The 25,814-nt window shown below is 44.5% G+C and carries 20 protein-coding genes; 8 read left to right on the forward strand and 12 right to left on the reverse strand.

What is annotated here, in order from left to right; genetic code table 11:
- Positions 1–125 precede the first annotated feature (125 nt).
- The 5 genes from pstC (at position 126) to DW103_RS14755 (ending at position 5,022) form a co-directional block, all read left to right on the forward strand.
- Entirely contained in the window at positions 126–1,316 is a 1,191-nt protein-coding gene (pstC, locus tag DW103_RS14735; RefSeq protein ID WP_122277469.1) for a phosphate ABC transporter permease subunit PstC, read from the forward strand.
- A gap of 5 nt (positions 1,317–1,321) precedes the next feature.
- The gene (gene pstA / locus DW103_RS14740; RefSeq protein WP_122277471.1) at positions 1,322–2,209 is read left to right on the forward strand and encodes a phosphate ABC transporter permease PstA; all 888 of its coding nucleotides are present in this window, start codon (positions 1,322–1,324) and stop codon (positions 2,207–2,209) included.
- A gap of 127 nt (positions 2,210–2,336) precedes the next feature.
- Positions 2,337–3,089, forward strand: coding sequence for a phosphate ABC transporter ATP-binding protein PstB (gene pstB / locus DW103_RS14745; protein WP_122277473.1), 753 nt, complete (start codon positions 2,337–2,339; stop codon positions 3,087–3,089).
- 18 nt (positions 3,090–3,107) lie between these two features.
- A complete protein-coding gene (gene phoU / locus DW103_RS14750) occupies positions 3,108–3,782 on the forward strand; it encodes a phosphate signaling complex protein PhoU (protein ID WP_122277476.1) in 675 nt (224 codons plus the stop codon).
- Positions 3,783–3,825: 43 nt separating this feature from the next.
- Positions 3,826–5,022, forward strand: a complete 1,197-nt coding sequence (locus DW103_RS14755) for a porin (protein WP_122277478.1) — start codon at positions 3,826–3,828, stop codon at positions 5,020–5,022.
- A gap of 135 nt (positions 5,023–5,157) precedes the next feature.
- Here the strand turns inward: DW103_RS14755 and DW103_RS14760 are convergent, their stop codons facing one another.
- The 6 genes from DW103_RS14760 to DW103_RS18605 all read right to left on the reverse strand — a co-directional run bounded on the left by DW103_RS14760 (position 5,158) and on the right by DW103_RS18605 (position 15,623).
- Positions 5,158–6,027, reverse strand: a complete 870-nt coding sequence (locus DW103_RS14760; RefSeq protein ID WP_122277480.1) for a nucleotidyl transferase AbiEii/AbiGii toxin family protein — start codon at positions 6,025–6,027, stop codon at positions 5,158–5,160.
- Positions 6,024–6,608 (reverse strand): type IV toxin-antitoxin system AbiEi family antitoxin domain-containing protein, encoded by a 585-nt coding sequence (locus DW103_RS14765; protein WP_122277482.1) that lies wholly within the window; start codon positions 6,606–6,608, stop codon positions 6,024–6,026. The genes DW103_RS14760 and DW103_RS14765 overlap by 4 nt, the downstream gene beginning before the upstream one ends.
- A gap of 380 nt (positions 6,609–6,988) precedes the next feature.
- Entirely contained in the window at positions 6,989–10,567 is a 3,579-nt protein-coding gene (locus DW103_RS14770; protein ID WP_122277484.1) for a DUF6383 domain-containing protein, read from the reverse strand.
- Positions 10,568–11,133: 566 nt separating this feature from the next.
- Complete coding sequence (locus DW103_RS14780) at positions 11,134–13,569, reverse strand: glycoside hydrolase N-terminal domain-containing protein (RefSeq protein ID WP_122277516.1); 2,436 nt, start codon at positions 13,567–13,569, stop codon at positions 11,134–11,136.
- Positions 13,570–13,612: 43 nt separating this feature from the next.
- A complete protein-coding gene (locus DW103_RS14785) occupies positions 13,613–15,460 on the reverse strand; it encodes an ABC transporter ATP-binding protein (RefSeq protein WP_122277488.1) in 1,848 nt (615 codons plus the stop codon).
- Positions 15,461–15,494: 34 nt separating this feature from the next.
- Complete coding sequence (locus DW103_RS18605) at positions 15,495–15,623, reverse strand: hypothetical protein (RefSeq protein ID WP_255418470.1); 129 nt, start codon at positions 15,621–15,623, stop codon at positions 15,495–15,497.
- Positions 15,624–15,883: 260 nt separating this feature from the next.
- Here DW103_RS18605 and DW103_RS14790 point away from each other — a divergent pair, with 260 nt between their 5' ends.
- The 3 genes from DW103_RS14790 (at position 15,884) to DW103_RS14800 (ending at position 20,157) form a co-directional block, all read left to right on the forward strand.
- Complete coding sequence (locus DW103_RS14790; protein ID WP_122277491.1) at positions 15,884–16,954, forward strand: TIGR04133 family radical SAM/SPASM protein; 1,071 nt, start codon at positions 15,884–15,886, stop codon at positions 16,952–16,954.
- A 124-nt stretch (positions 16,955–17,078) separates the two neighbouring features.
- The gene (locus DW103_RS14795) at positions 17,079–18,854 is read left to right on the forward strand and encodes a DUF4091 domain-containing protein (RefSeq protein ID WP_122277493.1); all 1,776 of its coding nucleotides are present in this window, start codon (positions 17,079–17,081) and stop codon (positions 18,852–18,854) included.
- A gap of 172 nt (positions 18,855–19,026) precedes the next feature.
- Positions 19,027–20,157, forward strand: coding sequence for an ATP-binding protein (locus tag DW103_RS14800; protein ID WP_122277495.1), 1,131 nt, complete (start codon positions 19,027–19,029; stop codon positions 20,155–20,157).
- A 101-nt stretch (positions 20,158–20,258) separates the two neighbouring features.
- Here the strand turns inward: DW103_RS14800 and der are convergent, their stop codons facing one another.
- From der to DW103_RS14830, 6 genes are all read right to left on the reverse strand, one after another.
- Positions 20,259–21,572 carry a ribosome biogenesis GTPase Der gene (gene der, locus DW103_RS14805; protein ID WP_122277497.1) on the reverse strand — a complete coding sequence of 438 codons (1,314 nt, stop codon included), beginning with the start codon at positions 21,570–21,572 and terminating at the stop codon, positions 20,259–20,261.
- Between the two features lie 25 nt (positions 21,573–21,597).
- Positions 21,598–22,488, reverse strand: a complete 891-nt coding sequence (gene era, locus DW103_RS14810; protein ID WP_122277499.1) for a GTPase Era — start codon at positions 22,486–22,488, stop codon at positions 21,598–21,600.
- Positions 22,472–23,476: a beta-ketoacyl-ACP synthase III gene (locus tag DW103_RS14815; RefSeq protein ID WP_122277501.1), complete on the reverse strand. Its 1,005-nt coding sequence runs from the start codon at positions 23,474–23,476 to the stop codon at positions 22,472–22,474. Before DW103_RS14815 ends, era begins: the two co-directional genes overlap by 17 nt.
- Positions 23,477–23,581: 105 nt before the next feature.
- Entirely contained in the window at positions 23,582–23,767 is a 186-nt protein-coding gene (gene rpmF / locus DW103_RS14820) for a 50S ribosomal protein L32 (RefSeq protein ID WP_005634607.1), read from the reverse strand.
- A gap of 12 nt (positions 23,768–23,779) precedes the next feature.
- Positions 23,780–24,364: a DUF177 domain-containing protein gene (locus DW103_RS14825; protein WP_122277503.1), complete on the reverse strand. Its 585-nt coding sequence runs from the start codon at positions 24,362–24,364 to the stop codon at positions 23,780–23,782.
- A gap of 88 nt (positions 24,365–24,452) precedes the next feature.
- Complete coding sequence (locus tag DW103_RS14830) at positions 24,453–25,607, reverse strand: HAMP domain-containing sensor histidine kinase (protein ID WP_122277505.1); 1,155 nt, start codon at positions 25,605–25,607, stop codon at positions 24,453–24,455.
- Positions 25,608–25,814 lie beyond the last annotated feature (207 nt).

Below are 25,814 nucleotides of genomic sequence, written 5' to 3' on the forward strand. Positions count from 1 at the left end.
AATAAATTGCTCACGGGAATCGCGTAACGGATTTGAAACACAAATGTAACAGTTGATTCAATCACTTGTAACGATATTGTAATATTTGCTGCGTTCCTTTGCATCGGATAAAAAAGGTAAATAAAGTGAGAAAGTTATTCGAAAAGATTGTAGAGGGGGGATTACTTATCAGCGGAAGTATCAGCAGTCTTACAATCCTGTTGATTGTTATTTTCCTCTTCAAAGAGGCCGGAGGTCTTTTTAATACACCGGTCGTAGAAGAAGGATATGTATTGGCTGTAAACAAAAGCAATAATATCGAGCACCTGTCTGCTGAAAAGATTATGGATATTTTCGACGGGAAAATAACAAATTGGGAAGACATCAACGGCAAGAACGAGGACATCTTTGTCTTTCGTTTTTCAGACCTGACCAATTATTACCCGGAAGAACAGCTGGGAGATGAATTCCAATATGTTCCGGAAAAAATCAGCGAACTGGTATCCCAAGAGCCGGGTATCATCGCTTTCTTCCCCAAACAATACCTATTAGCCGACAATTTCCAGGGGCGTGTTCTCCCGGAAGAGAAGATTTCGATGGGAGAATTTTTCGGTGGAACGAAATGGTATCCGACCGCCACACCCGCCCCTATATTCGGATTAATACCATTGTTGCTCGGAACTTTGCTTGTCAGTATCGGAGCCATCGTCCTCTCATTACCTTTTGGCCTGGCAGTTGCCATCTACATGGCAGAAATAGCAAATAAACGGACACGGGAGCTGCTGAAGCCGATTATCGAATTGCTGGCCGGCATCCCTTCAGTCGTGTACGGCTTCTTCGGCTTGGTCGTGATTGTTCCGCTTATCCAGAAAACATTGCATCTGCCGGTCGGTGAAACGGCTTTTGCCGGTAGCCTGGTACTGGCTATCATGGCGCTTCCCACCATCATTACGGTTGCCGAAGATGCCATGCGCACAACACCCCGCGCCATGAAAGAAGCCAGTCTCGCCTTAGGCGCTACACAGTGGCAGACTATCTATAAGGTGGTTATTCCATATTCCATCTCCGGTATCACTTCGGCCGTCGTATTGGGTATCGGCCGGGCAATAGGCGAAACGATGGCCGTATTGATGGTGACAGGTAATGCGGCAGTCATCCCGACTTCCTTTTTCGAACCCGTACGAACCATCCCTGCCACTATCGCAGCCGAATTGGGAGAAGCGCCTGCGGGAGGTGCTCATTATGAGGCGCTCTTCCTGTTGGGAGCCGTTCTCTTCCTTATTACACTGATACTAAGCATTTCCGTAGAATACATTTCATCTAAAAGAAAAATCTAAGAGATATGACACCTGTTCAAAAAGTAGGAAATATAGATGCAAACAAACGTATGTCGCAAAAAGTGGCATTCGGTTTCTTTACCTTTTTCAGCTACCTGGTTGTAGCCATCCTGTTCGTAATACTCGGCTTCATCATTCTCAAAGGAGGAAGTGTCATCAGTTGGGATTTCCTGACGAAAGCACCTGAAGAAGGAATGACAGCCGGTGGTATTTTCCCTGCTATCGTCGGAACATTTTATCTGATTTTGGGCAGTAGCATTATCAGTTTCCCGATAGGTATCATGAGTGGTATTTACATGAACGAATATGCGACGAACGGAAAAATAGTCCGTTTCATCCGGGTAATGACAAACAACTTGAGTGGTGTTCCGTCCGTAGTCTTCGGTCTGTTCGGAATGTCCCTGTTTGTAAACGCGCTGGGATGGGGTGACTCTATCATAGCCGGATCATTCACGCTGGCCCTGATGTCTCTTCCTCTGATTATCCGTACAACGGAAGAAGCGTTGAAAAGTATAGACGACTCTTTCCGCCACGGCAGTCTTGCGCTGGGAGCAACCAAGTTGCAGACTATCCGCCGTGTTGTGCTCCCGATGGCATTTCCCAATATTATTACAGGATTAATTCTGTCCATCGGACGTGTATCCGGCGAAACAGCTCCTATCCTGTTCACTGTAGCAGCCTACTTCTTACCGCAATTGCCCGGAAGTATTTTCGACCAATGTATGGCACTGCCCTACCACCTGTATGTTATTTCCACCAGCGGAACCGATATCGAGGCATCCCGCGGAATGGCTTACGGTACGGCATTGGTATTGATTGCAATCGTGCTACTAGTCAACCTACTCGCAAATGCACTGCGCAGCTATTTTGCAAAGAAAGTAAAGATGGGGTGAAAGACAGTAGTTAGTAGGAAGTAGTTGGTAGTTAGTAGAAATACCCCGGCTACAAACCACTTCCTATCAACTACTAACTACCAACTACTAACTACCAACTACTAACTACCAACTACAATATAAAAAAATGATAAAAATCAATGCTCAAAACGTAGACTTCTACTATGGTGATTTTCACGCACTGAAAAATATCTCCATGCAGATTGAAGCGAATACTTCGGTAGCCTTCATCGGGCCGTCCGGATGTGGTAAATCAACTTTTCTTCGTCTGTTCAACCGAATGAACGACCTGATACCCGACACCCGCCTCGAAGGTAAAATCCTGATAGACGAACGGGACATTTACGATAAAGGAGAGAAAGTGGATACGTTGCGGAAAAATGTCGGCATGGTATTCCAGAAACCCAACCCGTTTCCCAAAACCATCTTTGAAAACGTGGCATACGGTTTGCGGGTAAATGGCATAAAAGACACGAGTTATATTGAAGAGACCGTCGTTAAAACCTTGAAACAGGTAGTGCTCTGGGATGAGGTAAAAGACAAACTGAAAGACTCGGCATTCGCCCTTTCCGGCGGACAACAGCAACGTCTGTGCATTGCCCGCGCTCTAGCCATCTCCCCTTCCATCCTGCTGATGGACGAACCGACCTCGGCACTCGACCCAATCTCTACCAGCAAAATAGAAGACTTGATACATGAATTAAAAAAGGAATACACCATTGTCATCGTCACCCACAACATGCAACAAGCAGCCCGTGTCAGCGACAAGACCGGATACTTCTATCTGGGAGAACTTATCGAGTACGGAGAAACCCGGAAGATTTTCACGAACCCGGAAAAAGAGTCGACGCAGAATTACATTACAGGAAGATTTGGATAAATAATAACATCAAGAAATATGAAAGTCATCGAACAAGAAATAACCCTGCTGAAAAACAGTATCAGCGAAATGTGGAACCTTGTCCACCAACAATTATACAATGCCGGCGAAGCCATGTTGACCGGCGACAAAGAACTGGCCTACAAAGTCATCAGCCGCGAACGTCGTGTGAACGCTTTCGAACTGAAGATAGACAGCGATTGCGAAGACATCATCGCCCTTTACGCCCCGGTAGCCATCGACCTGCGTTTCGTACTGGCCATGTATAAAATCAATACGAACCTGGAACGCCTCGGCGACTTCGCGGAAAGTATCGCCCGTTTTGCCGGAAACTTACCCGAAGGTGAACCTCTCGACCCGGAATTGGTTAAAGCCACCCGTGTGGAAGAGATGTTGAAGGAACTGCTCGACATGATTTCGCTTACCCAGGAAGCTTTCGAAAAGGAAAGTTCGGAAATCGCTTCCCGTATCTTCCTGAAAGATAATCTAATCGACGAAATCAACCATAATTCGACCCCCATCATCGCCCAATACATCGAAGCACATCCGAGCAGTGCCTTGGCGGGATTATACATGGCGGGAGTCATTCGCAAAATGGAGCGTTTCGGCGACCATTGCACCAATATCGCGGAGGAATTGATTTTCTATCTAGATGCGAAAGTAATGAAACATATGGGAAAAACAGAAAAATAAATATCTTTGCACCCTCAAACATAAATATTAGCAAAGATAATAAATGAAACGACTTGCGGCCGTCGGGCTATCCGCCTTTCTTTTGTCCGGTTCCGCCCTGCCTCTTGCAGCGCAATCATTCGTTCCTCAGCGGGATTCGTCTGATATTTCTTTATTCGAATATGCGACGAAAATACCGAAACGGAACAAAGTGTTTAATCTGAATCTGGAGATGCAGACGACGTTCAACACCTTTTTCACCGGAAAGAAACTGGATGAAGCCGCTTTCCGTTTCAACCAAATCAAGCTGGAAGCTACCGGTGAAGTGACAGACCGTCTTTTCTATTGGTATCGCCAAAATCTGAACCAGGGAAACCGGGCGATGGATTTTGAAAATCTGCCGGAGTCTATCGAATATGCTTTTATCGGTTACCGGTTGACTGACCGGCTGACTGTCACTGCCGGCAAACAAGACGTTGCCTGGGGTGGTTTCGAATACGACCTCAATCCGCTGGAGATATATGAATACAGCGATATGAACGAGTATATGAACTGCTATTTCACCGGTCTGACGCTGGGTTACGAGCTTACCCCTTCACAGGAATTTCGCATACAGGTGACGAACAATCGTATCGGCAGTATGGAAGAGACGTATGGCCTACTACCCGAAGGGATAGGGAAATCGAAAGCCCCGCTGTTCTACACACTCAACTGGAACAGCAGTTATCTGGATGAACTTTTAAACCTCCGTTATTCTGTTACCGCAGGCGAACAGGCTAAGGATAGATGGAGTTATATGGCTTGGGCCGGACATCATATATCGGCCGGTCCTATCGATGGTTATTTCGATGTCATGTACACCCGGGGCGCACTCGACCCGCTGGGTATCCTCACCGAACTTCAAACGGCGGAAAACGAGGAGCAGGAACTTTTGTGCGCCACAAACACGGAATATCTTTCCTTCGTTGCCGAACTGAACTATCGTTTCCACCCGAAATGGAACTTTTTTCTCAAAGGTTCTTACGAAACGGCATCTATTTACAAAGCAACCGAACACTGGGATTCCGGCAAATACCGTACTGCTTGGGGTTATCAAGCCGGCATCGAATTTTATCCGATGGCCGATGAGAACTTGCACCTCTTCCTCTTAGGCATGGGACGCAGTTACCACCTGACAGAAAAGGCCCGGTCAATGGGGACAAGCATTGATAATACGGCAAGGGTATCGGTTGGGTTTATTTATTCATTGCCTTTATACTGAAATGCAGGAGAATATGATGGAGTATTCCGGTAAGCACCATTGTGTTTCATAGTACTATTAAAATAAAAATTCAATCGAATGTAGGGTACAATTTCTCTATTTGAGATTTATTCATTGCCATAGTTGTGATGCAGTTTATTGTTCCTTGTATTTCTCCCAATAAGGGAATAACCTTTCTTTTATCAGACTAACCGTTGTTTCAAAATTCGGTTCCGTCTTCCCGATTTTCTTTATGAAACCTTTCCATAACATTTGAAACCGGGGATTTTTGGGAAAATCATCACTAAACAAGGGATGGTTCTCTTCATATACGGTTCCTCTGTTCTTCAAGGTGGCGCGGATTGCTTTCTCCAGCATGTCGCTATCCCGTGTATTATTATATAGTAAGGTATAGAGGTCATAAAAATCCTTCATGCGGCTGTTGTTTTCCGACAATTCAATCATCGCCTGAAATTTCTCTGCCACTACCGTTTCCAGTGAGTAAGCCATGATACTGACGGCGGGCAGTCCGTCCAGCAACAGCGGATATTCCAGTTCCTGCGGTTCGGGAGTGATAACGTCACCAAAGCCGATGTCCATAGCTATTTTCTGACGGACGGTATCCAACTGCGCCGTTACATGCAACCGTATGCCTTTATATACACGGTTTTCATTGATTTCTTCCGTTTCGATGCTATCCGTATCAAAGACGGTTCCGTCTTCCTTGCAGGATATGCCGCATATTTCGGAAAAAGCCTCTCCAATAATCTTTTTGTCGTTGTTGATACTACTCCCGAGAAAATCTATATCCAGTGTAGGTCGTGCCTTCAACTGTTCATGGGCATAGAGCAATGCGCCTCCTTTCAGGTAAAAGCGGTTCTTGTACTTGCTCTGTGCAAGACGGTATAGAAGGCGTTCCTGCACATAGCGTATCAGTAACGGTTGGTAAGGCAGTCCTTCCGCTTTCGACAGATTCAAGAGCTTCGCCTTTACGGACTTGCCATAGTCTTTCGATTCTTTTGTCATAGTTGGATTTCCAGATATTTGTTGAGTATTCCGGCTATCCGCATGGACTTGGCATAAGCGGCCAGCCGGGTTATATTACGTTCCTTGCGTGACAGGTAGTTTTTCAATATCTCGGAACTCACGTCAATTCCGATTTTGTTCCGATAACGGATGGCGTCACAAATCGATTTCTCCATGTCGTAAATAGGTATTTCAAAACCGTCTATCTGTCGGCGGACAATGCCTACACCATAGATGGAACGGTCCCAATAATTGAGTATGATGGGTGGGTAATCGGGCAATGTTATCTTTTGTTTTCTCGGTATGGCGACATAGAAACCTTGTGGTATCTGTGTGGTAAGTTCATAATACGCCCATGCGGAATAAAGACACAACACCCCGTCGGGTACTATCTTTTCAAGGTCAATCATGGTTCCTGCCATTGCGTCTTCCATGCAGTACACTCCCGATTTAAGACGGATTATCTCACCCGATTTCACTGCTTCCAGCAGCCGGTAATACAGGTAACGGTTGCCGATAATCTCCTTACGGGTGATATATCCTCCATGTCGCTCTATCAGAAGTCTCAATTTATCATCCATATTATTCTTGTTTTATATGTACAAATATACGGCATTTATTTCCAAGTGCCGTAGTTTTGTACATGTTTTCTTTTGAGAAGCAGACAGGATGGTAAGAAACGAAAATTACGATAGAAAATCCCCATAGAATTTCGCATACTACATAAAAACGAAGCTCCGGCGGCCTAAACCGTCGGAGCTTGTTTTGTATCTGCTTTCTTTCTTCACAGAAATACCGGCAGAAGAACTTTTTTCAATTTTATTACTTTAGTATTAATACTACCACTTGTTCTCCCTCGCGGGGTACTTAGTCTTGTCTTCCACTAATTAGCTAAACCAGTCAGTCAACGAGACCGCGTGATATTATTTAGAATTATTTTTTTATTCAAATATTCTCTTTCTTATTCAACAATCGCTTTTACAGCTTCTTCGCCTTCAACAGCTACTACTACAACACCTGCAGGTACTGCAATCGTTTCGTTGTCGGAAGCAAGGATTGCGTTAGCTTTCACCTGACCAAGCATGTTGCTGATAACAACCTTCTTGCCGGCTGCACCGCTGATAGTTACCTTACCTTCGCTTGCGATTACGCTTACTTCGGATACGGATACATTGTCATTGTCGGTCGGAGCCAGTTTAGTGTCGTTGATTGCGAACAACTGAGCTTGTGCTCTGTTACCCAATACGAGGATACCGTTCAGGTAGCTTAAGTAGTTCTTGTCTTTTTTCACATCACCGGCAGGAGCCACTTCAATTCTGTAGTAACCTTCGTTGTCTTTATCGATAGCAAATGCCCAAGTAGCATCGGTGATACCATTTTCTTTAGCAACATCCAATGTGTCAGCCTTAGTCGGTATTCTTTCGATAGCCAAAGAGTCGCCTGATGCGTTGTCAACGCGTTTTGCATATACGAAACCAACACGTGTCAAACCATCCTGAGAATAGATTTCTTTATCCTTGCTGGCATTCTTAACAGAGTCTGCATAGCTTACCATATAAGCTTTTCTGTCGAATGAACCAACCTTTTCAGTATCGACTGCTTTCGTGATGTAGTAAGCATAACGGAAGTTGTCTTTTCTGTCTACATAAGCAGTATCCAGACCCAGAACGAAGTCGTTGTCTGTTGCGGCTGCTTTCAGTTCCAGACCTGTACGTTTGATAGCAGCGAACGGTTTAACGGCTGTTATCATAGAAGCGTCGTCACCCATCAAAGAGATAGTTACGTTCTTCGGAGCGTCTGTTACATTCAGGTAAGTTTCTGTTGTAGCTGCTGCCAGGTCGAATGCCCAGTTAGTGATATCAAACGGAGTTACTACTACGGCATTACCGTTCTGGTCTACACCTACTTTCAAGGCACCACAGCGAAAATCTTCTGCACCCATCAATAAGAGTTCATACTGACCGGCTTTGTCGCTTGTACGACGGAATACCAACCCGGCTTTAGCTGCTTCTGAAGAAATTGCCTTTTCAGCATCTTTCGTCAACATAATCTGCAAACTAGGTTCTTCAAGAGTGAAGAACAAGGTATCGTTACCGAAGTAAACTTCACCATTGTATGCGTTAGCTGTCAAGCTGTTGTCTGCCAGTTCCTGAGCAACCATATCTTTCAATTTGAATACCAATGCTTTTTCAGCATCATCCGTCATTACTACAGAAGAGTCTGCCTTCATCGTCAGATAGAATGTAGTAGTCGGATTAGCGAAGTTTGTAGCAGTCAGTTTGTATGTCTGATGGTCGATAGCTTCTTTTGTCAGGTTCTTGTAACCATCAGGTGTACCTTCAACTTCTACAAGCTGAATAGTGTCGCCATCTGCTTCATAGATACCTTCTTCTGCGTCTATTACATAGAATTTTTGAGCTTCAATCAACGGATTTTCGAAGTCACGGTTTACAATTGTGTATTCACTAGCTTCATCATCAGCTTCTGAAACAAACCACTGAGTAGAAGGAACGTTTACATATACATTAGCAGACATAATATCTTCACAATCAGAAGTAGAAGTCATTACGATATACGGTTTAGCTTCATCTTTCTTAGACATTGACTTCACATAATAAGCAGTGCCTTTTTCGAGTTGAGCAGTTTCACGTACAACCTGGTTGAATGTGATAACTGTGTTCTTCAACAGTTCTGCATAAAGAGCATCACTTTCTGCTGCTACAGATACTTCACGATGGTTGTTAGCCAATGTACGAAGTACTACAGAAGCTTCTTCAACATTAGAACCATCTGCATTTGAAACCCAAGTATTGATTAAGATTTCGTCTGCACCTACCTTCTGAGGATTAGCAACCAATTGGAATGCGAACAAGTTGATGGACATGCCGTCAGCAATAGCACCACCTTCTTCCAAAGTTTTAGTAGGATCTAATCTCTTCAAAGTATCAGCCTTGAAGCCGAAATACTTTTCGTTCTTAGCGATATATTCTGCGGTATCCACATACAAGAAAGCTTGCTTACCCTCAATCAGGGAGTCTTTAATTGCAAGGGCGTAATAGCCTTCGGCATCAGCACCTGAGTCAACAATATCTTTAGATGCAGTAGTTACCTTTAGAGTTGATGCAGTAGTTGCCAAAGTATTTAATGCACCAGCTTCAGTTGTTGCATATTGTACATAAACAGCACCAGCAGATTTCAACGCTGCTAAACGAACAGCATCCGCAGGATCAGTTGTGAAATCAGGTACAGCACTTGTAGATGTCTGGTTAGGATTAGCCACAAATTTCGTTACAGCTTTTTCGATTGCAGAATAAGAAACAGAAAGAGAGTCTTTCAGACCTCTCCAAGTGGTATCTGCACCGTTTAAAGCGGTTTTAAAGTTTTTATAGTCAGTACTAGTCTCATCCAACTTTGCACTTGCACTCGTTCCCACCTCTTTTAAAGAATCAATAGCATTTTTGAAAGCAGCACCAGCTGTACTTACTGTAGCTGTAAGTTTATTCAAGGCGCCGTTATCACTTCCTCCAGCTGTACCTAATGCTTTCAACGCTGCAGTAATAGCCGTTGCATTGCCAGCTTTCTCGAACAGTTTTCCATTAAACTCATTTGCCTTACCCCATTTAATAGCCTCATCCACTTCAGCCTTAAACGCAGTCCAAGCTGCATCTATAGCTGTATTTGCTTCTGTTGTAGCTTCTTTTGCTGCAGCCAAAGCATCATCATAATCTTCCGTATCATATACAGCAGCAGAATACATGCTTGCCAATTTTACAGCAACCAGCTTGTTATCCGTAAACGGATTACCGATTGTACTACCCAAAGTATCAGGAGTAAACTTCAATTGGAAAGCTTCAACATCGTCATCAACTTTGTTCAGGTCGTCTATACCTAAAGCTAATCCATCGACAGCTTTAGTAAGTACAATTTTCACTTCCTCGAATCCAGTCTCTATCGGCAGTGTCGCGTTGGCAATGGCACCTTCAGCCTCAACCTTCTTAATCTTAATGTCTACTGGATCAGTTTGTGTACACAAAAACAATCCCGTAGATTTACCATCTTTGTAAGAATAAGATTGAAGATTAATACCATCAGCTTCTACCATCAATTTGCCATCTTCAAACGCCACCTGTGAAGCTAGAAAAGCAAAAGAACTTACTCCACCAGCTTTCACATAAGCCGGTTTGGAATAATAAAAAGTTTTGTTTGCAGGCGATTCATTCGATAAACTTAATGTTTTGCCAGCCTTGTTGACAAACTTCAAAATAGCAGTTTTTGCCCCGGTTGACTCATCTGTCGATTCTTTAGCTTCCAAACGCCAAAGAGAGGCATTGTAATCAACCAAAGATGCAGTTTTCACATCCGGAGCCTCAATCAAAGCCAAACTATCTTTGGCAGTGCCTTCTTCAATAACTAAAACTTTATCACCCACTTTCAACTGATAATAAACCGATGTCTCGGTTACCACCTTGTTTGCCATGGCTGAAAAGCTACTACCCACCAGCAGGACGCTGGCTAAAAGTGTAGAAAACTTCTTGTTCATACTTTAAACATTTAAAATTAATAATACTATAAATATTGAAATATCTTTCTTATGTACGCGTACGTTAAATACTGTATAATGACGAAAATAAACGTACGTTTAATTTCGCCATTTTTTCGGGCTGTTTTGGGGGTTTGTATACGAAAGGAGCATTTTCGTACAAAATATGCTATCTGATTGATAAGAAAGGATATAGAAAAGGTAAAAATCTTTTGGAAAAGAATTGCAGGTTCAAAACTTATGCGTATTTTTGTGACGAGAAAAAACGTACGTTTATTTTAGTCATTTCACATTTCTTTCCTATCTCATTTATATACAATAGTTTACATATATAAAACAACCCGTTTTTTACCCTAAAAAATGCCCTTTTTCGTCTTTCCGACATTTTGATATTAAGTGCCTTATTCATAGTAGATTACAGGACTGTTCCGAAGTAATACAAGAAGCATATTTTGACCGATTTTCAACGGTTCTACCCAAATGCCCCTTTTTCCGTATTAAAAAAACACAAAAAAAGGATGTCCCAATCGAGACATCCTCCTCTATTTTTGTATGTTGCTTCTTTTTTAAAATTGCAAAACTAACAAATCACCTTCCTTCATATCTACTGTCAACATGCTATCCACAACAGGCAAGGAGATGGACTTATTATTCAGTTTGAGCCTTAAATCGGCTGAATTTGCAGGAAGCTTGATATGAAAAGTTCCGGGAACAAGTGCCTTCAGACTGCTACCGGTCAGCCTGCCTTCGGACCATTTGGCGGAAACTTCGCCACCACCACGCACTTTCAACCCTTTATAACTGCCGTTTTTCCAAGCAGAAGGCAATGCCGGTAAAAATTCCACAAAGCCATCCTGACTCTGAATCAACATCTCTGCAATACCAGCCGTTCCACCAAAGTTCCCGTCAATCTGGAAAGGCGGATGCGCGCAAAACAGGTTGGGATAAGTGCCGCCACCATTCGTCATATTCGTAGAACGGTCCACACAAGGACGCAACAAATCGCCCAACAACTTATAAGCATGGTCGCCATCACGCAAACGGGCCCAGAAGTTTATCTTCCAAGCCATCGACCAGCCTGTACTCATATCACCGCGGGCTTCGAGCGACCGACGGGCGGCTGCAGCCAATTCCGGCGTCTGAGCCATCGAGATTTCATTGCCCGGATAAAGCCCGTAAAGATGAGAAACATGGCGATGGTGAGGTTCGACTTCCTCATAGGGTTCGAGCCATTCCAGGATACGACCGTCGGCACCGATAGTAGTCGGCATCAGGCCGGCACGTTTCGCAGCCAGCTCTTGGGCAAACTCGGAGTCTACACCTAAAATACCGGCAGCCTCGATGGTATTCGTGAAAAGCTCGCGCAATATCTGGTTATCCATGGTCGAACCGGCACAAATACTGACCACCTTCCCATTCGGCAACTTATACGCGTTTTCCGGTGAAGTGGTAGGAGCTGTCACCCAATATCCGTTACGCGGGTCCTTCACCAACATATCCACAAAGAAAAGGGAAGCCCCTTTCAGAACCGGATAAACCTCCTTCAGATATTCTTTATCCAACGTGTACAGATAATGCATATACAAATGTTCGCACATCCAGGCTGCGGAAGTATTGGTTGCACCCCACGAAGGATGCTCGCCGGGAGCCGTAAACTCCCAGACATTCCCCAGGATATGCATCACCCATCCGCGCGCATTATAAAACGCTTTCGCCGTACGTTCGCCACTTGCCACCTGCTGTTTCGTCCATTCCACCAGAGGAAGGTGCAGTTCCGACAAGTTGCCGACTTCGGCAGGCCAAAGGTTCATTTGCAAGTTTATATTCAGATGATAATCGCCATTCCAGGGAGTATTGATAGTATTACACCAAAGCCCCTGCAAATTGGGAGGCAGCAGGCCGACACGCGTTGAAGAAATCAGCAGATAGCGGCCGAACTGGAAATACAAGGCAGCCAGTCCCGGGTCGTTCTTATCCTGATGGAAAGCTTCCAAACGCTGGTCGATAGGAAGTTTATCGCGGTCGGACCGTCCCAAATCCAGTTCCACCCGGCCAAACAGGGAGCGGTAGGCGGCAATATGTTCCTTCTTCAAGGTGGCATAATCTTTTTTCTCTGCTTTAGCCAGCAGACGGGTAATATGTCCGTCCAAATCCTTATCAAAATAATCGGTCGCCATACTCACCAGCAAAACAGCTTCGGAAGCATTGTGTACAGACAAAGAACCGGCTGCAGGCACAACCGAGCCTCCTTTGGGAAGCAACACACGGACACGGGCGGCAAAACGAGTTCCTTTCAATGTGGCGGTATCGACTCCGTCGGGAAGCTGGCCCTGCATAATCAAGTCCGTACCGTCCACCGTCACGTCCGCATGCTCCGGACGGTTCATCCCGATAGAGAAATTCAACGCTTTGTCCACATCCGCCGTCAGATGGACAACCCCTATATCATCGGAAAAAGAAGCAAAGGACTCGCGTCCGAAAGCCGTCTTGCCTTTACGGAAGAATGTAGAGGCAATCGCCTCGTCCAAGTTGAGCGAACGAGTATAGGAACCGACTGTATCAGCTGCCGCGGGATAATCGTATTGAAGTTCGAGATTACCCAACAACTGGTAACTGCCATAAGGGACATTCGCCCCCTGTCCTTGTCCGCTTCCGGCCCCCTTACAAACGAAAGTGCGGTACATCAAGTCCTGCGCTTCATCGTTCTTCCCTTCGAAAAGTAATTTACGGATAGCCGGCAAGGCATAAAGCGCCTGCGGATTGTCTGTGTCCTGCTTACTGCCGGACCACATGGAGATTTCGTTCAGCAGGATTGTTTCCTTCTCCACGCCTCCATCCGGCATAAGCCCCAAACGCCCATTCCCCAGCGGGAAAGTCTCTTCCCAAATACGAGCCGGAGCATCAAAATGATACGAAAGAGCTTTTCCGGACTCCACACCCGGCATGTCGCAAGCTGCCAATGGAAAAAGGCAGCACAGAAGTATTGCTGATTTCAGTTTCATGATAGTAGTATGTTTTATATTTTTCTTCATTATATGTATTCTACTAAAAGCTTTGCATGTCGCACAACCGTTTATAATAACCATTCAAGGCAAGCAACTCGTCGTGCCGGCCACGTTCTACAATCTCTCCTTCATGCATCACGCAGATTTCATCCGCGTTACGGATAGTCGACAGGCGGTGTGCGATTACGATTGTAGTACGGTTGCGCATCAAATTTTCCAACGCTTCCTGCACCAGACGTTCCGACTCGGTGTCGAGTGCCGAAGTGGCCTCATCCAATATCAGGATAGAGGGGTTCTTCAGAATGGCACGAGCAATACTGATACGTTGCCGCTGCCCGCCGGAAAGTTTTCCGCCCCGGTCGCCGATATTCGTATCGTACCCATCTTCGCTCGTCCGGATAAATTCGTGGGCATTGGCGATACGGGCAGCTTCTTCCACCTGCTCGCTGGTGGCACTGTCCACTCCGAAAGAGATGTTATGAAAGAAGGTATCGTTGAAAAGAATAGCCTCCTGATTTACATTTCCCATCAGACTCCGCAAATCGTAAAGGGTCGTGTCGCGAATATCCGTACCGTCAATCGTGATACTACCCTTGTCGACATCATAAAAACGGGGAAGCAGGTCGACCAATGTGCTTTTGCCTGAACCGGACTGCCCGACGAGAGCTATAGTCTTTCCTTTCGGAATAGTCAGGTTGATGCCTTTCAACACCCATTCGTTCTGGTATTTGAACCAGACATCGTTGTAGCGGATACTATCATGCAAAGCAATCGGCTTCGGATCGTCAGGGTCGTTGATATCGCTTTCGGCTTTCAGGATTTTGTCTACCCTGTCCATCGATGCCAACCCCTTCTGGATGGCATAAGAAGCTTTACTCAAATCTTTTGCCGGATTGATGATACTATAAAATATCACCAGATAATAAATAAAGGTAGAAGCATCAATCGGGCTGCTATTACCCAGGATAAGCGTTCCTCCATACCAAAGGACAATTGCGATTGTCGTCGTTCCCAGAAATTCACTCATCGGGTGTGCCAACTGCTGCCGGCGATAGATACGTTTCGTCAGGTTACGGAAATTTTCATTACTCCTTTCAAAACGTGTCTGTATCTTCTCCTCTGCGTTGAAGGCTTTGATGATACGCAGCCCGCTGAGCGTCTCTTCAATCTGGCTCATCAGGTATCCCCATTGCTGCTGTCCTTCCAGCGAACTCCGCTTCAACTTTTTACCAACCTTCCCCATCACATAGCCGGCAACGGGCAGGAGGATGAAAACGAACAGCGTAAGTTGCCAGCTTATCGCAATCATCCCGATAAGATAAATCATTATCAGGATGGGATTCTTAAACAACATGTCCAGCGAACTCATGATGGAGGATTCGATTTCGTTCACATCACCGGATACACGGGCGATAATATCCCCCTTCCTCTCTTCCGAAAAGAAACTGAGGGGCAGTTCCGTTATTTTACGGTTAATCTGGTTCCGGATGTCCCGCACTACCCCTGTGCGGATAGGTATCATGGTAAAGAATGCCATATACATCGCACCGACTTTCAAGAAGGTGGAAAACACGAGAAACAGGCCGAGGACAATCAGGGTAAACGAGCCGCCTTTTGTCTCTATCAGGTCGGAGACAAACCAGAAAAAGTTATTCTTTATCAATTCGGGAGTTGCTTTCCAGGCTTCGAAGGAGAGGGGATTGAACGTCCAGTCTATATAAGTATACGTTTCGTTAGTAATCCTAAACAATATATTCAGGATAGGAATAATCAAGGCGAAAGAAAACAAATTCAGAATAGCGGACAAGATATTAAAGATTACATTTAATATCATAAACTTCTTATAGGGAGGCACAAAACGCCTGAGTATTCGCAGAAAATCTTTCATATTTGAACGGTAGATTGAATTTTTGGGCTGCAAGTTACTCAATATCCCGCTGATTGAAGGTATCTTGTACGAAATTTGTCACATAAAAACCATCAGACACGGCAAAAAACAGGTAAGCCGGCATACCTCCCCCCTTCCTGCCGATTGACAAAATGTTCATCATTTTTGTGTTTTGCAATCCGTTTGATATGTTAAAAAGGGTTACATGTGCGGGTAATTTATTTTACCCGCCCTACTAATCCAATTTAGTCGCCTTACCGGTGACATTTTGATAATCGGGAAAACTGTATCCCTTCATACCTGTTTTTATCGTAAAAATTAGTATCTTTGTAATGATTATAGTATGGTTTCTTGCAAAAACCGGAACTAAGGGAAGCCGATTAAGGATTACAGGATTATCAAACTAAAAGAAAAAGGGGAAGAATGAAGAAACGTCCGGGATTACGTAAACGCCTTGCGCTGGAATTATTCCGGAGCATCCGGAAAAAACGAGCTAAAATTCATGAATTGCGCACGCTTTTCTGGGAGTGCACGCTCCGATGCAATCAGGACTGCCGCCACTGTGGGAGCAATTGCCACCAATCGGCCCGACAACCGGATATGCCGGCCGAAGATTTCCTGAAAGTAATAGATGAGATAACGCCGCATGTGGACCCTCATCAGGTGGTGATAACGTTTACAGGCGGAGAAGTATTACTTCGTGACGATATTGAGGAATGTGGCTCAGAACTACGTCGCCGCGGTTTCCCGTGGGGGATTGTCACGAACGGGTTACTGCTCACCCACGAACGGCTGGACTCGCTTTTGGCCTCCGGAATGCAGTCCGTAACTATCAATCTGGATGGTTTTGAAGAAGCGCACAACTGGTTGCACCGCCATCCGGAAAGTTTCGAACAGGCGGTAAACGCCATTTGCCTGCTGGCTGAAGAAAAAAAGATTAAATGGGAGGTCGTCACCTGCGTCAACCAACGGAACTTCAAAGACTTGATGCTCTTTAAAGAGTTTCTGGTAGAAATGGGGGTTAACAACTGGCGGCTTTCCAGTCTCCTCCCGGTTGGAAATGTAGCAAACAATCCGGAACTGCTTTTGGATGACGAACAATTCACTTGGTTGCTTCGTTTCATCCGCCACTACCGCAGGGAGGGGAAGATACATATCGACTTTGCCTGCGATGGTTTCTTGGGGAACTATGAGGGGGAAGTCCGCGACCAGATTTTCCAATGTAGCGCAGGTATCAGTACCGCTTCCATACTGGCGGACGGTTCCATATCCGGCTGTCCGAACACTCAGGCTAAATTCCGCCAGGGGAATATTTACAAAGATAATTTCATGGATGTCTGGAATAACGGTTTCAAGGAATATCGAAACCGTGAATGGGCGCGTAAAGGTGCATGTTCCGATTGCGACATGTTCCGCTATTGTGAAGGGAACGGGATGCACTTGCACGGTGACGACGGAAAGTTGCCGGCTTGCCATTATAAGCGGATACAATAAATACGGGTCATTACCCGCTTCCTATCCCCCGGCAGCGAAAAAAAACGGCTCGGCAGTCATATTATTTCGCTGCCAAGCAAATATTATTATCTTTGCAAAAGTAATTTTAAAGTTCAAATCATACATGAAAAACACTCTTATCCTATGCGCCCTGCTGACACTCGGACCTGTCTGCATGGCACAACAAACAGAGAAGTATCCTTTGGGAGATTATCAGGAATTGACCGACACTAAACCTCATGACAGTGAGGAAGTTTGGAATAAACTAAAAATACCGACTCAACTGAGTTGGGGAAGTATCGACGTACGTTACAACAAGTTGAGTATACCGGAGGTGGCTAAAACATCCCGTTGGAAAGCAAAAGCCTGGAAAGGCGAACGTGTAAACGCGCAAGCTGTCTTGTGGACAAAAGAGGATTTGGAGGATGCTACTGTTACCGTAAGCGACCTGAAAAACGGTTCTTCCGTCATTCCATCTTCTGCTATTACGACGAATTTTGTCCGTTATGTGATGACAGACGAATTGAGCAAAGACCGCACAACCGGTTGCGGAAATCGTGAGAATAAAGCGGAATGGGACTCTTCCCTGGTTGCCGACGTGCTGGATATTGTCAAAATACGCGACATTCAGGCTCGTACCACACAGCCGGTTTGGATGAATGTTTGGGTTCCGTCGGATGCCCGTCCCGGAAAATACAAAGGGACCTTGACTTTTTCCGCCAAGAATATCCAACCGATGAACCTGCAAGTCGAAATAGAGGTATTGAACCATACTTTGCCGGAACCGAAGGATTGGAAATTCAATCTGGATTTATGGCAAAACCCGTATTCGGTAGCCCGTTATTATCAGGTTCCGCTATGGAGCAAAGAACATTTCGACGCCATGCTTCCGATTATGAAGATGCTGGCTAATGCCGGACAGAAATCGATTACAACCAGTATTATGCATAAACCGTGGGCCGGACAGACAGAGGACCATTTCGACAGCATGATTTTCCGCATGAAAAAAGTGGACGGTACATGGGTATATGATTATACCATCTTCGACAAATGGGTGGAATTCATGATGAACGAAGTGGGTATCAAGGATTTGATTAGTTGTTACACCATGATACCGTGGGCTTTGACCTTCGATTATTACGACCAGGCTACCAACCGGGTACAATTTGTCAATACCAAACCGGGTGAAGCTGCCTATGCCGATTATTGGGGTTCTTTCCTGAAAGATTTCTCCCGCCACCTGCGCGAAAAAGGTTGGTTCAACATCACGGCTATTTCAATGGACGAACGTCCGATGGAAGCGATGCGCGAGGCTATCAAAGTCATCAAGCAAGCTGACCCGGAATTTAAGATTACGCTTGCCGGGAATTATCATCCGGAAATCCAGGCTGATTTGTATTATCTCTGTATTCCTTACGGCCACACATTCCCGGAAGACGTAAAAGCCGCCCGCGAAAAGAACGGTCAAATCAGTACGTATTATACTTGCTGTGCCGAGGCTTTCCCGAATACATTTACATTCTCGGCTCCTGCCGAAGCTACTTGGACTGCTTTGCATGCTATAGCAGGCAATTACGACGGTTATCTGCGTTGGGCTGTCAACAGCTGGGTAGCCGACCCGCTTCGTGACTCCCGCTTCCGCACTTGGGCTGCCGGCGATACGTACAGTATTTACCCGGGACCGCGTAGCAGTATCCGTTTCGAACGTTTAGTGGAAGGTATCCAGGATTGTGAAAAAATCCGCATCCTCCGCGAAGAGCTGTCAGCTAAGGGTGCCACCTCCAAACTGGAAAAGCTGAACAAAGCAGTAGCTAAATTCACCCCGGAAGGCCTCTCTGCAACACAACAGTCGGCAACTGAGATGGTGAATGAGATGAATAAGGTGCTGGATTCGTTGTAAGACTTACCACATACAAAGAAGCCATTGAAAAGGTTCGATACTTTTTCAATGGCTTCTTTGTTTTATTATGCGCCACTTTCCATCCCACCACTTTCCATCTCCCGATAAATTTAATCCGATTATGACAATTATCATCTTATAATAATTATCTTTGCATAAAACGTGTACTAGTATGACTATCCTGAACAATCCATTCGTTACCAGTGGGTATATTTCTCCGGAGTATTTCTGCGACCGGGAAAAAGAAACAGAAACTTTACTCCGCTGGCTGGTAAATGAAAATAATGTAGCTATCATATCTACCCGCCGTATGGGGAAAACCGGATTGATAGAACATTGCTTCCGTCAACCGGCTGTGAAAGAGCAATATTACACTTTCCTGATTGATATCTATGCCAGCAAGACGCTTCGGGATTTCGTGTTCCAATTGGGGAAAAGCATTTTAAACACACTGAAACCCAAAGGCCGAAAAGCTTGGGAACTATTCCTGAACACATTGGTTTCCGTTCGTGCCGGTTTCTCGCTGGATTTATCGGGATTGCCTTCCTGGAATATCGAATTGGGAGACATCAAATCGCCGGCAGTCACGCTGGATGAAATATTTCATTATCTGGAACAGGCAGACAAACCTTGTATCGTGGCTATCGACGAATTCCAACAGATAGCCTCTTACCCGGAGAAAAATATGGAGGCGACTCTGCGTACGCATATCCAACATTGCCGGAATACCCGTTTTATCTTTGCAGGTTCACAACGTCACTTAATGGGAGAAATGTTTATCAGTCCGGCGCGCCCCTTCTATCAGAGTGTTTCCATCATGCACCTGAAAGCAATCGAGGAGGAAGCTTACACAGAATTTGCGTCTTCACACTTTCTATCTTTTGGCAAGAAGATTGAAACAGAAGTGATTCATTCCCTATACGAACGTTTTGAAGGTATCACCTGGTATATCCAGAAGCTTCTGAACGTTTTGTTTGCCATGACTCCAAAAGGGGAAACTTGTAATACGTCTATGGTAAATACCGCACTCGAATTTGTGGTAGACTCTTACTCTTTTACCTATTCCGAGTTGCTTTACCAGCTTCCCGAAAAACAAAAAGAATTGTTGGTAGCCATCTGTAAAGAGGGTCATGCCACTGCTCTAACTTCAGGAAAGTTTATCCACCGCTATAGCCTCCCTTCCGCCAGTTCCGTCCAATCGGCCTTGAAAGGGTTGCTGGAAAAAGATTTCATAACACGGGAAGGGAATACGTTTCAAGTGTACGACAGATTTTTTGCGGAGTGGCTGAGGAGGAGCTTTTAATTATAGAGAGAATCGTTCTTCAAATTTTGCATCAAAGGGATGCTAAGTTCTATTATCTTCATAAAAAAAGAGATGCAAATAACATCTCTTTTTTGTTTTCCTTATTTCTCGCGGATAAATATATTTATCGGAGTTCCTGTAAAATCCCAGTTTTCCCGGATTTTATTTTCCAGAAAGCGTTTATACGGGTCCTTAATCCATTGCGGCAGGTTACAGAAGAAAACGAACGATGGAACCTGGCCGGCGGGAAGCTGGGTGATGTATTTAATCTTGATATATTTACCTTTCCATGCAGGGGGCGGATAGTTCTCGATAATCGGCAGCATGATTTCGTTTAGCTTGGCTGTCGGAACACGGCGTTGACGGTTTTCATAAACATTCTTAGCCGTTTCCAGTACCTTCAGGATACGCTGCTTTGTCAGTGCAGAGATAAACAGAATAGGGAAATCGGTAAACGGAGCCAAACGTTCGCGGATGGCATTCGTATAGGAGTCTATCACTTTCTGGCTCTTATCTTCCACCAAATCCCACTTGTTTACACAGACTACAAGGCCTTTCTTGTTTTTCTGAACCAATGAAAAGATATTCAAATCCTGACTCTCGATACCACGGGTTGCATCCAGCATCAACACACAAACATCCGAATTTTCGATTGCACGGATGGAGCGGATAACGGAATAATATTCCAGGTCTTCGTTCACCTTTCCTTTTTTACGAATACCTGCGGTATCCACCAGATAGAAATTGAGGCCGAATTTGTTGTATTTCGTGTAAATGGAGTCACGCGTCGTACCGGCAATATCGGTTACGATATGACGGTCTTCGCCGATAAAGGCGTTGATTAAAGAAGACTTTCCTGCATTCGGCCGACCGATAACTGCTATACGAGGCAGCTCTTCCTCCAAAACTTCCGGTTTGTCTTCCGGTAATGTTGCGACAATCTTATCCAATAAATCGCCGGAACAAGAGCCGTTGATGGCAGAGATACAGAAGGGGTCGCCGAGGCCAAAAGAATAAAATTCGGCAGCGGCAGGATGCAGTTCGAAATTGTCTGCTTTGTTTGCAACTACAATAACAGGTTTCTTCGTACGACGCAAAATAGCCGCTACTTCGTTATCCAAGTCGGTGATGCCGTTCAACACATCCACGACAAAAAGGATTACATCGGCCTCTTCAAGCGCAATCTGTACCTGTTTATTTATCTCTTCTTCGAAAACATCTTCCGAATTAATCACCCATCCGCCGGTATCAATCAGCGAAAACTCTTTACCTGTCCACTCTACTTTCCCGTACTGACGGTCGCGGGTAGTACCCGCTTCCTCGTTCACAATCGCCTGGCGCGTTTGCGTAAGGCGATTAAACAGGGTGGACTTTCCTACGTTGGGTCTTCCAACTATTGCAACAATATTTCCCATAAATTACACTTTCTGTATGCTGTTATTAATCCAGCCGGTATCCAAAATACTTCAACATATTATCCCGGTTACGCCAGTCTTTTTCTACCTTGACAAACATTTCCAGGAAGACTTTCTTGTCGAAAAAACGTTCGATATCCTTACGAGCCATTGCACCTACCTTTTTGAGTGCCTGGCCACGATGCCCGATAATGATTCCCTTTTGAGAATCGCGTTCCACTATGATGAGCGCTTTGATGTGAATCAGCTCGGCTTCTTCCTTAAACAGCTCTACAACGACTTCTACCGCATACGGTATTTCTTTCTGATAATACAGAAGTATCTTCTCACGAATAATCTCTGTCACAAAGAAACGGGCCGGTTTATCGGTAAGCGCATCTTTTTCGAAATAAGGGGGAGATTCCGGCATCAGCTCTTCCACCCTATGTTTCACATAATCTATATTAAAGTTCGAAAGCGCGGAGATAGGAATAATCTCGGCTTTCGGAAGAAGTTCTTTCCATCCTGCCACCAACTTTTCCAGTTCAGGCTGGGTAGTGGTATCAATCTTATTGATAAGCAGCAGAACAGGACAGTCCACTTTCTGAACTTTCTGAAGAAACTCTTCATTCTTATCGATTGTCTCTACGACATCGGTTACATACAGCAACACGTCGGCATCGCCCAGCGCGGACTGTGAGAAATTAAGCATGGATTCCTGCAACTTATAATTAGGATGCAGTACCCCCGGCGTGTCAGAATATACAATCTGCATATCGTCGGTATTCACAATCCCCATGATACGGTGCCGCGTAGTTTGTGCTTTCGATGTGATGATAGAGATACGCTCTCCCACCAAACGATTCATCAACGTGGACTTTCCGACATTCGGATTACCAACAATATTAACAAAGCCGGACTTATGCTTGTTCTCCATCGTAACCCCATTTAAGATAAATTGCACCCCAGGTAAAACCGGCTCCGAAAGCGGCCAGTATCAGGTTGTCACCTTTCTTCAACTGTTTTTCCCACTCCCAAAGGCAGATAGGAATTGTTCCGGCACTGGTATTACCATATTTCTGAATATTAATCATCACTTTATTCATATCTACCCCCAAACGCTTGGCGGTTGCATCGATAATACGCAAATTGGCCTGGTGAGGTACAATCCATGTAATATCGTCGTGTGTCAAATGATTACGTTCCGCTATTTCGGCTGCCACATCGGCCATGTATGAAACGGCATATTTAAAAACGTATTTACCATCCTGGAAAACAAAATGTTCACGATTGTCCACTGTTTCGTGGCTCGGAGGATAGGCAGAACCGCCAGACTTCATTATCAGATGGGAATAACCGACACCGTCCGTACGCAGGATTGTATCTATCACACCAACCTCTTCCGTAGTCGGTTCCAACAGTACAGCCCCACAAGCATCGCCAAACAAGGGGCAAGTGGAACGGTCCTGATAATCCGTAATAGAAGTCATTTTATCACCGGCTACCACTACAACTTTCGTATACAGTCCGGAACGGATATAGTTCGCTCCCGTTTCCAAGGCATACAAGAAGCCAGCACATGCACCCTGCAAATCAAACGTCATTGCATTTTTGCACCCGGTATGATAAGCAATGATAGAGGATGTGGTCGGGAAATGATGGTCGGATGTTGTCGTTGCCGTCAAAATCACTTCAATTTCTTCCGGGTTAACGTTCGTTTTCGCGAGCAATTGCTTCACGGCACGTATTCCCATATAAGAAGTGCCTATACCTTCTCCTTTCAAAATTCTGCGTTCTTTAATGCCCACGCGTGTCATAATCCATTCGTCCGTGGTATCGACCATTTTCGAAATGTCTTCGTTCGTCAATACGTCTTCAGGAACATATCCGCCAACGCCTGTTATTACCGCATTAATTTTATCCATATCTTATAAAAATAAAAGGACTACTTATCCTAATTAAAAAAAAGCCCTAAAAATACTTTTAGGGCTATTTCTTTTGTTTACCAAACCATTTCAGAGTTGATAAACTTATACAGCTGCTTCTTTTTCGATAGCCAATTTACCTCTATAATAGCCGCATTCGCCGCATACAGTATGATAAATGTGCCATGCGCCGCAGTTCGGGCAGATAGCCATTGTTGGAGCTACAGCCTTGTCATGAGTTCTTCTCTTGGCTGTTCTTGTCTTACCTTGTCTTCTTTTAGGATGTGCCATGTTTTAATTTATTTAATTGTTATCATTCTCGATTAAACCTTTCAGACCATCCCAGCGCGGATCAGTTGCCGTATTGACGTCTTCATCGATGGAAATGTCATCATCCACATCTTCTTCATATTCGTCATCAGCATCGTCCGTACTTCTGGCAGTGTGTTTCTTCAGTTTCGACGACATTGCCTTATTGCATTTTCCCGGAGCATGTATATGCTTCATAGGTATCGCCAATGCAATAAATTCATACAGGAACCACGCTAAATTAATAGCACCTTCATCTTCCGGTATTACTACAACTTCGTCACTCTCTTCGGCATACTCCTTGCCGAATTTCACTACCAGCCGATTGTGTGTGTCGATTGGAATTTCCATATCGTCCAGACATCTGTCACATGGAACCATAACAACACCTTCAATCTGAAAGTTCATTTCAAACATCATGGAAGACCTTTTTACCGTGAGGTGTACCTTCACTTTGCCCTTCTGGACTTGGTCTCCATCTATGTCCACAAAAAACTTATTCTCCAGTAAATACTCGAATTCGTGTACCCCTGGAGCGAGATTTTTCAAATCTACGTTATATAATTTAAATTTTCCCAAAGCCTTTTAGTGTAAAAACCTTGCAAAGGTACGAAAAAACTAAACACAAATGCAACACCTTTGCAGTTATTTTTTCTTACGCAGGAATTCACGATTTACATTTGCGAAGCTCTATGCGGAAAGTAGTACCTTTTCCAACCTCCGAACTCTTTACAAATATTTTCCCGCCATGATAAGATTCAATGATACGCTTCACTAAAGAAAGCCCTAATCCCCATCCCCGTTTCTTTGTTGTATATCCCGGGGTAAAAACTGTTTTAAACTTCGATTTAGGAATACCTTTCCCGGTATCGGAAATGTCAATCCGAACGTTTTTCTCCCGTTCTTCTACCTGAAAAGTTATTTCACCCTGCCCTTCCATCGCATCGACGGCATTTTTCGTCAGATTTTCGATAACCCAAGCAAACAGAGAATCATTCATCAGGACTAATATAGGAGTCTCCGAAAGATGGGTATAAATCCTTACTTTAGAAGAAATACGGGTTCCCATATAACTTAAAGCTGAACGAATCGAATTATTGATATCAACCGGAACCGGATCCGGGTTAGAACCAATTTTAGAGAAACGCTCCGCAATCGTTTCCAGACGCTTTACATCTTTCTCCATTTCATTCAACAAGGATGGGTCGGTATCTTTTGTTTTAAGATATTCCACCCAAGCGATAAGAGATGATATGGGAGTCCCCAACTGATGGGCTGTTTCTTTCGACAAACCGACCCATACTTTGTTCTGTTCCGCTTTCTTCGTACTGGCCAAAGCCAGGAAAGCAATCAAGATAAAAACAAAGACAATGGAAAGCTGCGCATAAGGATAAACCAAAAGCCGTTTCAATATGGTAGAATCGTCATAATAGACATACTGATATGTTCCATCCCCAATATCTATCACAATCGTATTCTTGCTCTTCAACTCTTCTACTTTCGCCTTTTTAAAGGCCTCTACATCCTTTTCCGGATATTCGATGTTTTTCTCATCCAATATGCTATCTTTATCATTACACAGCACTACCGGTATCGATGTATTTCCCTGAATAATTTTCAGGACAAGCGACATATCCAACGCAGCATCCTCACTCGCGATAAGACGAGTAGCATCCGCCCATACTTCAATTTTCTGCCGTTCTTCCTGAGCTAAGTTCTTTATCAGCGAATCCGAAACTACTACCGAAGCAATAGCAATCAGAATGGCCGTAAAAATGAACACATATTTTAATAGTTGACGAGAGTCATATATACTTTTCATAATGGAAAATTCAGTCAATATATAATGAACGTAGAAGAAGGAAGAATATTATAAGTAACGGGAAGGGATAATGACAACCGAACCTAAAATATGAATCAACGTTCTTTTTTCGAATCGACAAGGGATAAAGAGGAAGAGTCCCTTAGAATCAGAAAAGGAGTCAGCTCTTCGACTAACTCCTCTCTTTCTTGTCTTCGCTTTCGCTTT

Origin of the sequence: Parabacteroides sp. AM08-6 (genome assembly GCF_003473295.1) — a bacterium.
Classification (GTDB): Bacteria; Bacteroidota; Bacteroidia; order Bacteroidales; family Tannerellaceae; genus Parabacteroides.